The sequence below is a fragment of the Hymenobacter sp. NBH84 genome, assembly GCF_014217645.1.
Classification (GTDB): domain Bacteria; phylum Bacteroidota; class Bacteroidia; order Cytophagales; family Hymenobacteraceae; genus Hymenobacter; species Hymenobacter profundi.
On record NZ_CP043644.1, the window covers coordinates 4,239,872 to 4,252,600 of the forward strand.

At 54.1% G+C, this 12,729-nt stretch carries 10 protein-coding genes; 7 read left to right on the plus strand and 3 right to left on the minus strand.

Going from position 1 to position 12,729, the window contains the following annotated elements; genetic code table 11:
- The first annotated feature begins 12 nt into the window (after positions 1-12).
- The 5 genes from F1C16_RS17805 to rfbA all read left to right on the plus strand — a co-directional run bounded on the left by F1C16_RS17805 (position 13) and on the right by rfbA (position 5,687).
- Positions 13-1,308: a nucleotide sugar dehydrogenase gene (locus F1C16_RS17805; RefSeq protein WP_185281936.1), complete on the plus strand. Its 1,296-nt coding sequence runs from the start codon at positions 13-15 to the stop codon at positions 1,306-1,308.
- A 120-nt stretch (positions 1,309-1,428) separates the two neighbouring features.
- Positions 1,429-2,451, plus strand: a complete 1,023-nt coding sequence (gene galE, locus F1C16_RS17810; RefSeq protein ID WP_185281937.1) for a UDP-glucose 4-epimerase GalE — start codon at positions 1,429-1,431, stop codon at positions 2,449-2,451.
- Positions 2,452-2,557: 106 nt separating this feature from the next.
- Positions 2,558-3,610: a dTDP-glucose 4,6-dehydratase gene (gene rfbB / locus F1C16_RS17815; protein ID WP_185281938.1), complete on the plus strand. Its 1,053-nt coding sequence runs from the start codon at positions 2,558-2,560 to the stop codon at positions 3,608-3,610.
- Between the two features lie 96 nt (positions 3,611-3,706).
- Positions 3,707-4,714: an SDR family oxidoreductase gene (locus tag F1C16_RS17820; protein WP_185281939.1), complete on the plus strand. Its 1,008-nt coding sequence runs from the start codon at positions 3,707-3,709 to the stop codon at positions 4,712-4,714.
- 106 nt (positions 4,715-4,820) lie between these two features.
- Positions 4,821-5,687: a glucose-1-phosphate thymidylyltransferase RfbA gene (gene rfbA, locus F1C16_RS17825; protein ID WP_185281940.1), complete on the plus strand. Its 867-nt coding sequence runs from the start codon at positions 4,821-4,823 to the stop codon at positions 5,685-5,687.
- A gap of 275 nt (positions 5,688-5,962) precedes the next feature.
- Here the strand turns inward: rfbA and chrA are convergent, their stop codons facing one another.
- Together chrA and F1C16_RS17835 are read right to left on the minus strand one after the other, a co-directional pair.
- On the minus strand, positions 5,963-7,183 hold the full coding sequence (chrA, locus tag F1C16_RS17830; RefSeq protein WP_258048953.1) for a chromate efflux transporter: 1,221 nt from the start codon (positions 7,181-7,183) through the stop codon (positions 5,963-5,965).
- Positions 7,184-7,328: 145 nt separating this feature from the next.
- Positions 7,329-8,306, minus strand: coding sequence for an isopenicillin N synthase family oxygenase (locus F1C16_RS17835; protein WP_185281941.1), 978 nt, complete (start codon positions 8,304-8,306; stop codon positions 7,329-7,331).
- A 135-nt stretch (positions 8,307-8,441) separates the two neighbouring features.
- On the opposite strand from F1C16_RS17835, the gene F1C16_RS17840 reads away from it, so the two are divergent.
- Together F1C16_RS17840 and F1C16_RS17845 are read left to right on the plus strand one after the other, a co-directional pair.
- Positions 8,442-9,269: a hypothetical protein gene (locus F1C16_RS17840; protein ID WP_185281942.1), complete on the plus strand. Its 828-nt coding sequence runs from the start codon at positions 8,442-8,444 to the stop codon at positions 9,267-9,269.
- Positions 9,270-9,581: 312 nt separating this feature from the next.
- Complete coding sequence (locus F1C16_RS17845; RefSeq protein ID WP_185281943.1) at positions 9,582-11,594, plus strand: OmpA family protein; 2,013 nt, start codon at positions 9,582-9,584, stop codon at positions 11,592-11,594.
- A gap of 159 nt (positions 11,595-11,753) precedes the next feature.
- Here F1C16_RS17845 and floA read toward each other — a convergent pair whose 3' ends face one another.
- Positions 11,754-12,722 (minus strand): flotillin-like protein FloA, encoded by a 969-nt coding sequence (gene floA / locus F1C16_RS17850; protein WP_185281944.1) that lies wholly within the window; start codon positions 12,720-12,722, stop codon positions 11,754-11,756.
- Positions 12,723-12,729 lie beyond the last annotated feature (7 nt).

Here is a 12,729-nt window from a genome sequence, read left to right on the forward strand (position 1 = left end):
TATTCCCCAAGAGTGTACGACGAACTACTCCGGAAAGAAGCCAAGCTGGCTGTTATTGGCCTCGGCTACGTAGGGCTGCCCATCGCGCTGGAATTTGCCCGCAAACTCAGCGTTATCGGCTTTGATATCAATGCTGGCCGGGTGGATATGATGCGCAACGGCATCGACCCCAGCGGGGAGTTGGAGGCGCAGGATTTTGAAGGCCGCGACATCACCTTCACCGATTCGCTGGACGTACTCCGCGAGGCGCGCTTCTTCATCGTGGCCGTGCCTACCCCCATCGACGAGCACGCCCAACCCGACTTAAAGCCCCTGCTAGGCGCTTCTACCTCGGTAGGCAAAGTGCTGAAAAAAGGCGATTACGTGGTGTTTGAAAGCACCGTGTACCCCGGCTGCACCGAGGAGGACTGCATTCCGGTAATGGAGAAACTGTCGGGCCTGTCGTTCCCCCAGGATTTTAAGGTAGGCTATTCGCCCGAGCGCATCAACCCCGGCGATAAGGAGCACACCCTGGCCCGCATTGTGAAGGTGGTATCGGGATGCGACGCGGAATCGTTGGATACCATTGCCAAGCTCTATGAGCTGGTGGTAACTGCCGGTGTGCACCGCGCCAGCAGCATCAAGGTAGCCGAGGCCGCCAAGATCATCGAAAACACCCAGCGCGACGTGAATATTGCGCTGATGAACGAGCTGTCGATGATTTTCGACCGCATGAACATCAACACCTACGAGGTGCTGGAAGCGGCCGGCACCAAGTGGAACTTCCTGAAGTTCTTCCCTGGCTTGGTAGGCGGCCACTGCATCGGCGTGGATCCTTACTATCTGACCTATAAGGCCAAAGAGTTAGGCTACGATGCCAAGGTTATCCTGAGCGGCCGCACCACCAACGACACGATGGGCGCCTACATCGCGCGCAAAACGGTGCAGATGATGATCAAGCAGGGCAAGGACGTGTCGAAAAGCCGGGTGCTGGTGATGGGCGCTACCTTCAAGGAAAACGTGGAAGACATTCGCAACTCCAAGGTAGCCGACGTCATTCAGGAGCTGAAAAACTTCTCGGTGAACGTAGACATTGTAGACCCGCACGCCGACTCCGAAGAACTGAACCACGAATACGGCTTCCGCCTCACACCCGAAGCCGAGGTACGCCAGGACTACGACGGCGTGATTGTGGCCGTTAGCCACACCCCCTACCTCGCCAAAGACGAAGCCTATTTCCAGTCCATCACCGCCGACAACGCTGTGCTGGTCGACATCAAAGGCCTCTACCGCAACAAAATTCAGGAACTCACTTACTGGAGCCTTTAATAGGTGGAGTTGTGAGTAGTGAAGTCGTGAAGACAGACAGTTTTTGTAGATGACTGCTTTGTTTTGCACACCTTTGCCTTCACAACTTCATCACTCATAACTTCACCATTTCACCCTTATATGCGCGCCAAAATTCTCGTAACGGGCGGCGCGGGCTACATCGGCTCGCACGCGGTAGTTGAGCTGTACAATGCCGGCTATCAGCCGATTATCGTCGATGACTTCAGCAATTCGCAGGAGTCGGTGCTGGATGGCATCCAGTCGATTCTGGGGGTAGCCATCCCCAGTTACCGCATCGACTGTGGCGATGCTGACTCCCTGCGTGATGTGTTCAACCGGGAGAAAGATGTGCAAGGCATCATTCACTTTGCAGCGTTCAAGGCCGTGGGCGAGTCGGTGCAAAAGCCCTTGGCCTACTACCACAACAACGTAGGCTCCTTGGTGACGCTGTTGCAGGTAATGGCGGAGTTTGGGCTCAGCAACCTAGTGTTCTCGTCCTCCTGCACCGTGTACGGCGTACCCGACGAGTTGCCCGTAACAGAGCAAACGCCCCGCAAACCTGCCAACTCGCCCTACGGCAATACCAAGAAGATCTGCGAAGATATCCTGACTGATACGGCCGCTACACCGGGTAGCACGTTGCGCACCATTCTGTTGCGTTACTTCAACCCCATCGGCGCGCATGAGTCAGCCAAGATAGGCGAGTTGCCGTTGGGCGTGCCCAACAATTTGGTGCCGTTCATCACCCAAACCGCCGCCGGCATCCGAGAAAAACTCACGATTTTCGGCGATACCTACGACACGCCCGACGGCACCAACATCCGCGACTATGTGCATGTGGTGGACCTAGCTAAGGCGCACGTGGTAGCTGTGCAACGCTTGCTGGATGGCACCAGCGACAACGTGGAAACCTTTAACGTGGGTACCGGCCGCGGCAACTCTGTGCTGGAGGTGGTGAAGACGTTTGAAGAGGCTACTGGCGTAAAGCTGAACTACACCATTGGCCCCGCCCGTGCCGGCGACGTGCCTGCCATTTACGCCGATGTAACGAAAGCCACTAACGAGTTGGGGTTCCAAACCACTGCTACTCTAGCTGAGGCCCTGGCTAGCTCGTGGAAATGGCAGCAAAGCTTAATGGGTTGATTTGTTGATGTGCTCATGCGCTGATTGTCGTTTATACGAAGAATCGGCCAGGAGTATATCAAAAGAAGTAGCATATCAACACATCAAAAATCAGTATATCAAGTACATGAAGATTATTATCACCGGCGGAGCTGGATTCATTGGGTCGCACGTGGTACGGCTTTTCGTAAACAAGTACCCGGAGTATCAGATTCTGAACTTGGACGCGTTAACCTACGCTGGCAATCTGGAAAACCTGCGCGATATTGAGGACAAACCCAATTATCGCCTAGTGAAAGGCGACATTACGGACCAAGCGTTTGTAGACCATCTGTTTGCTACCGAGGAGCCTGATGCCGTGATTCACCTCGCCGCTGAGTCGCACGTAGACCGCAGCATCACCGACCCGCTAGCCTTCGTGAAAACCAATGTGTTGGGTACAGTGCATTTGCTAAACGCGGCCAAAAATCTCTGGAAACCGAAAGGCTACGAAGGCAACGTGTTCTACCACGTGAGCACCGACGAGGTGTACGGTTCGCTGGAAATGGGTCCGGAGATGTTCACCGAAGAAACCTCCTACGACCCTCGCTCGCCTTATTCGGCCTCTAAGGCATCGTCGGATCACTTTGTACGGGCTTGGCACCACACCTACCATATGCCGGTGAAGCTGAGCAATTGCTCCAACAACTACGGTCCCAACCATTTCCCTGAGAAGCTGATTCCGCTGGCCATCCACCGCATCCGTACCGGGCAGCCGGTGCCTGTGTACGGCAAAGGCGAAAACGTACGCGACTGGCTATTCGTGAAAGATCACGCCACTGCCATCGACGCCGTATTCCACCAAGGGAAAGTAGGCGAAACCTACAACATTGGAGGCGTGAACGAGTGGCAAAACATCGAGCTGATCAATCTACTCTGCGACACGCTGGATGAGAAAACCGGCAAGCCGCAGGGCACATCGCGCCAACTCATCACTTTCGTAACCGACCGTGCTGGCCACGACCTGCGCTACGCCATCGACAGCTCCAAAATTATGAATGAGCTGGGCTGGAAACCTTCTGTAACGTTTGAGCAGGGTCTGAGCCAAACGGTGGACTGGTACCTCGAAAACCAGGAATGGCTCGACCACGTGACCAGCGGCGCATATCAGGACTACTACCTGAAGCAGTATACGCGGTAGGGCGCCTTGCAGGCGCCCGTCGTTGAACGATTTTCGTTGAGCGACGCCTACCTTATCGTTCAACGACGGGCGCCCGCAAGGCGCCTCTACGACCTTATGTACGAAACTCCTTTCCATACCCAGCCGCTCGATACTCTGGCCTTCCTCGTAACAGGTGGCGCTGGGTTTATCGGCTCCAATCTAGTAGAATACTTACTAAAGTACGGCGCCAAAGAGGTGCGTGTGCTGGATAATTTCTCTAACGGCTTCCGTAAGAATGTGGCGCTGTTTCAGGATAATCCGGCTTTGCGCGTCATTGAAGGCGATATTCGCGACCCAGAAACCTGCCGCGACGCCTGCCAGGGTATTGATATAGTGCTCCACCAGGCAGCGCTTGGGTCGGTACCTCGCTCTATTAACGACCCCATCACGAGCAACGACGTGAACGTGGGTGGCTTTGTGAATATGCTGGTAGCTGCCAAAGAGGCTAATGTGAAGCGCTTTGTGTACGCGGCGTCGTCGTCGACTTATGGGGACCATAAGGCCCTACCCAAGATAGAAGACCGCATCGGTAAGCCCCTCTCGCCTTACGCCGTCACCAAATACGTGAACGAGCTGTACGCTGATGTATTTGGCAAAACCTACGGAATGGAGTTGATAGGCTTGCGCTACTTCAACATCTTCGGCCCGCGCCAGGACCCCAACGGAGCGTATGCCGCCGTAATTCCGCTGTTTATTGATGCCGTATTGGAGGCTCGTCCACCCCGCATGAATGGCGACGGTGGCCAAACCCGCGACTTCACTTTTGTGGAAAACTGTGTGCAGGCCAACATCAAGGCTGCGCTGGTCGATAATAAAGAGGCAGTAAACCAGGTCTATAATATTGCTGTAGCCGACCGCACCTCCTTGAATGATCTATTCAACATTCTGAAGGAAGAAGCTGGCTCCAATATTACTCCTGAGTATGGCCCCGACCGCATCGGCGACATCCGCGATTCGCTGGCCGACATCAGCAAAGCCCAAACGTTACTCGGTTATGATCCAAAGATTCGTATTCGAGAAGGTTTGCAGCAGACGTTGGCGTGGTTTAGAACGCACCAAGAGTTTATTGCAGAACGGTCGTAGGGACGCGTTGCACGCGCACGTCGTTGCACGAAATCGTTGAACGATGACCAATGATTTATCAACAACACCAGTAACAATGAGCGCCTGCAAGGCGCCCCTACCTACTATGAAAGGCATTATCCTCGCCGGCGGCTCCGGCACTCGTCTGCACCCGCTCACGCTGGCTGTTTCCAAACAGCTGATGCCAGTGTATGATAAGCCCATGATTTACTACCCCTTATCGGTGCTAATGATGGCCGGAATTCGGGAAATTCTGATTATCACCACGCCTCACGACCAGGCCCAGTTCAAAAAATTGCTCGGCGACGGCCAGAGCATTGGCTGCCGTTTCGAGTACGTGGTGCAGGAGGTGCCCAACGGATTAGCGCAGGCGTTTGTGCTGGGGGCTGATTTTATTGGGGATGACAAGGTAGCCTTGGTATTAGGCGATAATATCTTCTATGGTGAAGGCATGGAAGAGCTGTTGAAATCGAACAACAGCCCCGATGGCGGCGTGGTGTATGCCTACCACGTGCACGACCCCGAGCGCTACGGCGTGGTAGAGTTCGACGAAAACAAGAAGGCCCTCAGCATTGAGGAAAAGCCAGCCAATCCAAAGAGCAACTATGCCGTGCCTGGCCTCTATTTCTACGACAACGACGTAGTGGAAATCGCCAAAAACCTGGAGCCTAGTCCTCGAGGTGAGTACGAAATCACCGATGTGAACCAAGAGTACCTGCGGCGCGGTAAGCTACAGGTAGGTATCCTGGGCCGCGGCACCGCTTGGCTCGACACGGGCACCTTCGAGAGCCTGATGCAGGCAGGCGAGTTTGTACGTGTGATTGAGCAACGCCAAGGCCTGAAGGTGGGCGCTATCGAAGAGGTAGCTTATCGCCAAGGTTTTATCGATGCTGAACAACTGCGTACTATTGCTACTCCGTTGCGCAAGAGCGGCTACGGCGACTACTTGCTTAACCTGCCAGAGCTACTGTAGTCCTGCGCCCTGTGTGAAGTAAAAACTTCCGCTTACTACCGCATTATGTGGCAGCAAGCGGAAGTTTTTTTCATGCCTAGGAGGATTTCATGCAAGCTGATAGTATCTACCTGCTTGTAGCACTTTTACTTCTATAAACATAGATCCAACGATACTCGGAATTAACTCAAATATCTTTCTGTCAACAGATTGTTTGATAGGTGTAGGTACTACTACAGTAGACGTGGTTACATTAAAATTGGACGAAATAGCTTTGAGCCTAGGCATCTACTACTTCAAAAGAGAACACCTGCTACCAGCGCAACGCCTACAAGTACGTAGGATGGTATCTTCTCCCAAAGCAGCACCAAAAAAGTCGCTACTACCAGCACAATATTGATAGTGGTATCGGGTAGGGGATGATAGAGCAACAAGGCTGCCGCCCACACCAGACCCGCCGCTACAGCATTGATGCCCTCTAATGAGGCCTGTACCACGCGGTACTGTTTCAGGTGGTCCCAGAAGCGGATGGCAAAGAAAATCAGTAGAGTGCCGGGAAGGAAAATACCTACGGCTCCTACAGCTGCTCCTAGTAACTGCCCACTCAAGCCATAGCCTCCGGTGCGCATAGCCAGAGCGCCAATGTAAGCAGCCAGCGAAAAGTTGGGGCCAGGCAGCGCCTGCGTCAGGCCGTAACCCGAAAGAAACTCAGGACCACTCAAATAGTGCTTAAACTCCACAAATTCGGCGTAGAAAAGCGGTGCCAGCACCTGTCCACCACCAAAAACCAAGCTGCTGTTGCGGTAGAAATTTTCGAACAACCGCACGGGTAGTAGCTTGGTATACGAGCCTACGACAGCCGCTACCAGCAGGACTGCTAGCCACAGAATCCCGTTGGCCCACTCAATTTGCAGCGGCTTTTTTTCTTGGTGGGGTAGGTTGCGGTAACGAAAGGTGGTAATGAGCCCGCCAATAAGTAAAAGCAGAGGTAGTACCCATGGTAACTGAAAGAAATAGGCTATCAGCGCAGATGCTACAATCAGGGCCGTGGAAGTTTTGGTTTGGACTACCTTGCGGCCAATCTTATAGGCCGAATAAAAAACAAACCCTACCGCCACGGGCTGGATATATTGCATTAATCTGGCGACCAAGCTCTTGTCCAGATAACTGATGCTGATGCCGGCCACGGTCATGATGACTACCGAAGGCAATACCCAGAGCAAAGCCGTGAGGTAGGCTAGGTTGGGGCCTCCTAGCCGAAATCCGATGGCCGTGATAGTCTGTGTAGAGGCCGGACCCGGCAAAATCTGGCACAGTGCCGATATTTCCAGCAGTTCGGCGGTGGTAAGGTAGCGGCGTTTCTCCACCAGCAGGCGCATCATCATGGCAATGTGCGCCTGCGGCCCGCCAAACGACGACAGGCTGAGGGCGGCTACATCCTTCAGAAAAATAAGGCCCCGTACCCGCCGGGTGCGTTGGCCACGGCGTGGGGGCGGTGCCAGCTGAACCTCTTCCAATGCAGTGCCGGTTATGCGTTACACGTGGTGCAGTATTCGGATAGGGGGTAGGAAAAGTTATCCGGACCCAAAAAAGAGTTGCCAGTGAGTAGGCGGGTAATCCTCTGCTCACTGGCAACTGTACTACTCTGCTAACCTGAAGGGTTTACTTCTTCTTCAGGCCCAGCTCAATCAGGCGTTCGTTCAGGAATTCACCAGCCGTCACGTCGGGTTGCTGCTTGGGGTTTTCTGGCGTAACGCAGCTTTCCAGCGCAGCCAGGCTCATTTCAGAGCGCGGGTGCATAAAGAAAGGCACCGAGTAGCGTGAGGAGTTCATCTTCTCGCGGGGCGGGTTCACCACGCGGTGGATGGTGCTACGGAGCACGCCGTTGGTGAGGCGCTGGAGCATGTCGCCCACGTTCACCACAATCTGGTCGGGTAGGGCTGTGATAGGAATCCACTTCCCATCGCGGCGCAGCACTTGCAGGCCGTCGGCCGAGGCGCCCATCAGCAAGGTAATCAGGTTGATGTCGCCATGCTCGGCGGCGCGCACCGCATCAGCGGGTACCGCGTCGGGGTTTTCGATGGGGAAGTAGTGAATCTGGCGCAGGATGCTGTTGCCGTTCTTTACTTTGTCGTCGAAGTAGTTCTCGGGCAGCTCCAGGTAGAGCGCAATGGCACGCAGTACATCTTTGCCCGCTGCTTCCAGCGTTTTATAGGCGGCTGTGGTGTGCTGGGCAAAGCCTGGAACTTCAGCAGGCCAGATATTGTCGGGATACTCCTGCGCTACCGGGTCAGTAGGGTCGTCCACCTCTTGGCCCACGTGGAAAAATTCCTTCAGGTCGCCGGTGTTGCGGCCCTTAGCGTGCTCTTTGCCTTTGCCGATGTAGCCCCGCTGTCCGGCCAGTTCTGGCTTCTCGTAGCGTTGCTTCACCTCGTCGGGAAGTGAAAAGAAAGCTTGTACGTCGTTGTACAGCTTGGTGGTCTGTTCGTCGGTCAGGCCATGGTTTTTGAGCGCAACGAAGCCGATGTTTTGGTAGGCTTCGCCGAGCTGCTGCACGAAGCGGGCCTTGCGCTCCGGGTCGCCGGAACGGAAATCAGCCAGGTCGAGCGATGGAATTTCTTCCAGCAATGTTGGGTCCATAGCGGAAAATTGATATACTTTTGAGCAATGGTTACGTACTTGCGCAAAGTACTCAAAAAAATCGCACGTCGTCCCGGGGTGGGGCGCAGCCGGATATACGATTCGGTAGTTTTCAATATCCTTACCATTTCACCTATGAAAGCATCTGCTTTTCTACTAGGCGGTTCCCTGTTACTCGCATTGGGCGCCTGCGACACGACTCGCCAGCAAACGGAGGGTACTTCGCAGAGCACGGCCGAAACGGTTACTTCCCCAACCATGGCAGCGATGGAGAAAAACGGCATCCGCCTAACTCCGTTCGATGACTCCCCTAAATACCCCGAAGCACAATTGCGCCTGAAAACGCCCCCTTCGGGCTCTACATCACCTTCCGGCGCTGTAGCATTCGATTACGACCTGACCAACTTTGTGCTCACGAAGATGAGCAGTGGCATGACCGGCAACGAAATGGCCGTTTCGGAAAAAGGGCAACATATTCACAACATCGTAGATAACCAGCCCTACACGGCGCACTATACTACGGAGTTCACCAAGAACATAGCCGATGGTCAGCACGTTGTATTGTCGTTTCTTTCGCGCTCTTACCACGAAAGCCTGAAGCACCGCGGGGCCTATGACCTACGCGTTATCAACGTAGGTTCGGCGCCTGTGCAGCCACTGAACGCCGATTTGTCGGCGGCGCACATGTTCTATAGCCGCCCGAAAGACACGTATTCTGGCAACGACACCAAAAAGGTGATGCTGGATTTCTACCTAGTGAATACGACTCTGTCGCCGGAGGGCAATAAGGTGCGCGCCACCATCAACGGCTCCGAGTTTATGCTGACGGAATGGCTACCCTACACCATGGAAGGCTTGCCGATGGGTCAGAACACCGTGAAGCTGGAGCTGGTTGATAACAGCGGAAACCTGATACCAGGCCCGTTCAATTCGGTTACGCGCACATTCACGCTGCAACCCTAGCTTTAGGGCCATACCACATGGTAAAAGCCCGGCCGCAACAAGTGCGACCGGGCTTTTACCATTTACCTGCAACCCTGGCAACAAGCACAGGTGGCGGCAGTGCCATTCTGGGTATTATTCAAAAAATAACCACTCAACTACGTGCTTGGTAGTAATTTGGCGCGGCTTTCGCGGGGCGCCGGAACTACTCCCAGTCCGTAGAGGTATCTGTTGAGTCAGGAGGGTTATTGGGGTGATACGTCGGCAGGTCGACACGTCTTTATTCGCAGATTTAGTACAAGAATGATGAGGAAACTCTTTCTTTCCTTGGGGTTGCTGATAGGAATTGGTAGCGCGGCGCAGGCACAGCACGCTGTGTGGGCTTCGAAGGTAGTAACAGTATCGTCGCAGAAATCAAGCGGCAAAGAGGCTTTCTCGCCTGAGAAAGTGCTGGGCGAACCCAATGCCCTACCTCTAGGACAGATTAGCAATGAGGCCTGGATTCCGAAGAAAGAAGGAAAAGACGAATTTATCGAGGTGAAATTCTCGAAGTCGTTGGTAGCTAAGCAGGTAACAGTCGTAGAAAACTTCAATCCGGGTTCGGTCACCAAAATTGAGCTGGTCGATACGCGCGGTGGTCGGCATCAAGTATATGAAAACACCAAACCTGGCACGCTGGGCGAAGCTTTTCGCTCCTTGCAGGTAACGTTTTCGCCGGGCACCTACCGCACTATCGGGGTAGTGGTTACGATGAATACCAAGGAGGTGAATGGAGTAAACCAGATTGACGCCATTGGTATTGCCGACGTGGCCGAAACCATGGTGAAGCAGCAGTTCAAAGCCGACCCCAATGCCGCTAAGTTCGACTCGACGATGGTGAACTTGGGGCCGAATGTCAACTCTAAATACGTTGATACGCACCCCATAATTTCGCCTGATGGGCGTACGCTCTATTTTGCCCGGCAGGAGAGCCCCCAGAACACCGGCGGCACCAGCGACGCGCAAGACGTATGGTATGCTACCCTCAACAATGCTACTACTAAAGCCTGGAACCCAGCTAAGAACCTGGGCGGGCCTGTAAATACCCCCAAAGACCCCAACGGGGTAGCGGCCGTATCGGCCAACGGGCAGCAGTTGCTGGTAATTGGCGTATACCGCCCTGATGGTGCGCTGGAGCCGAAGGGGCCTAGCACCACGCGCCGCACCGTAACGGGCTGGAGCAAGCCCGTGCCGGTGGTAATTGAGGATTATTACAACGACGACCCCGAAAATGTGGATTACTGCCTGGGTACGTCGGGCAAGGTGATGATGATGGCCGTGCAGCGTAAGGATGGTCAGGGGAGTCAGGATATTTACGTCAGCTTTCTGAATGAAGACGGAAAAGCGTGGAGCCGCCCCCGCAACCTGGGGCCTACGGTGAACACGAAGAAAGCCGAGTTTGCCCCCTTCCTGGCTGCCGATGGCAAGACGCTCTACTTTGCCTCAGAAGGCCATGGTGGCTTTGGCAAGAGCGACATCTTCTACAGCAAGCGTCTGGATGATAGCTGGACCAAGTGGAGCCAGCCACGTAACCTGGGCCCGAACGTTAACTCTCCTGACTTCGACGCTTACTATACAGTATCGGCGGCTGGCGAGGATGCCTATCTGGTTTCAGCTCGCAATGGTACGGGCGGTTCTAAGGATATTTTCCGTATTGCCCTTACGCCCCGCTTCAAGCCCGAAACCGTAACGCTGGTGCGTGGACAAGTGCTGGATGCTGTGACCAAAAAGCCCGTTGGTGCCGTTATTCACTATGAAAACCTGCTTACTGGTGAGGAGCTAGGGGTAGCCGAAGTGAACCCGCAGGATGGTTCTTACACCATTGTACTACCCTCTGGTGTACAGTATGGCTACCGCGCCGAGGCTACTAACTATCTGGCAGAAAGCGACAACCTGGACGTAACCGACCGGCAGAACTACTCCGAAGTGACGCAGGATTTATTTCTGGTGCCTTTTGCGGTGGGTTCTACCATCAAGCTCAACAATATCTTCTTTGCCCAGAGTAAGTACTTCCTGCGCGAAAACTCCTACCCCGAGTTGCTGCGTTTGGTACGCATTCTAAAGGACTATCCGGAAGTGGAAATCAAAGTAGAGGGTCATACCGACAACCAAGGCGACCCAGCACTGAACCTGAAGCTGAGCCAGGACCGCGTAAACGAAGTGAAGAAGTATCTGGTATCGAAGGGCATTGCGGGTAGCCGCATCACCACCGAAGGCTATGGCGATACCAAGCCCATTGCCAGCAACGATGAAGAGGAGTCCCGCAAGCTTAACCGCCGTGTAGAATTCCGGGTTACGAAGAAGTAAGAGGGTAGTAGAGTAACACGCCTCTTGTCATCCTGAACGCAGTGAAGGACCTTCTCACGCAAGAACGACCGTCATAACAACGACTCGTTTCAACGTGAGAAGGTCCTTCACTGCGTTCAGGATGACAGACAGGAGGCGAGCTACTTTATAAGCTTATCATTAGCTAGACTTTGGTCCGTCGGGATTGGCAATAGAGTCGCGCATATCAGTGTCGGACTGGATGTTGCGCATTTTGTAGTAGTCCATAATGCCCAGGTTGCCAGAGCGGAAAGCCTCGGCCATGGCCTTTGGTATTTCGGCTTCGGCATCGACTACCCGGGCCTTAGCTTCCTGGGTTTTGGCGCGAAATTCCTGCTCCATAGCCACAGCCATGGCGCGACGCTCCTCGGCACGGGCTTCGGCTACCTTGAGGTCGGCAGATGCCTGATCGGTTTGCAGCTTGGCCCCAATGTTCTCTCCGATGTCGATATCCGCAATGTCGATGCTCAGGATTTCGAAGGCGGTACCTGCATCTAAACCCTTCTGCAACACCAACTTCGATATTTTATCGGGGTTCTCGAGTACTTCTTTGTGTGAGAGCGACGAGCCAATGCTGGTGACGATGCCTTCGCCTACCCTGGCCAGAATGGTTTCCTCGCCGGCGCCGCCTACCAGTTGCGTGATGTTGGCGCGCACCGTTACGAGGGCTTTAGCAATAAGCTGAATGCCATCTTGGGCAACGGCGGCCACGTTGGGGGTGCTGATTACTTTTGGGTTGACGGAGGTTGTGACGGCTTCGAATACATCACGGCCAGCCAAGTCGATGGCAGTGGCTTGCTTGAAATCGAGCGGGATGTTGGCCTTGTCGGCAGAAATCAAGGCTTTAATAACTTTAGGCACGTTGCCACCAGCTAAGTAGTGCGTTTCCAACTCGTTGGGCGTGATTTGCAGGCCCGCTTTGGAAGATGTAATCAGAGAATTAACAATCAGCGACGGCGGCACCTTGCGGACACGCATAAATACGAGTTGCAACAGACTGATGCGGACACCGGAGAAAATGGCTGTTATCCAGAGATTAATCGGGAAGAAGTACAATAGCACCAGCAGCACAATGGCCGCCACGGCAATCGGTAGAATCGGAAAATTCATGGGGTAG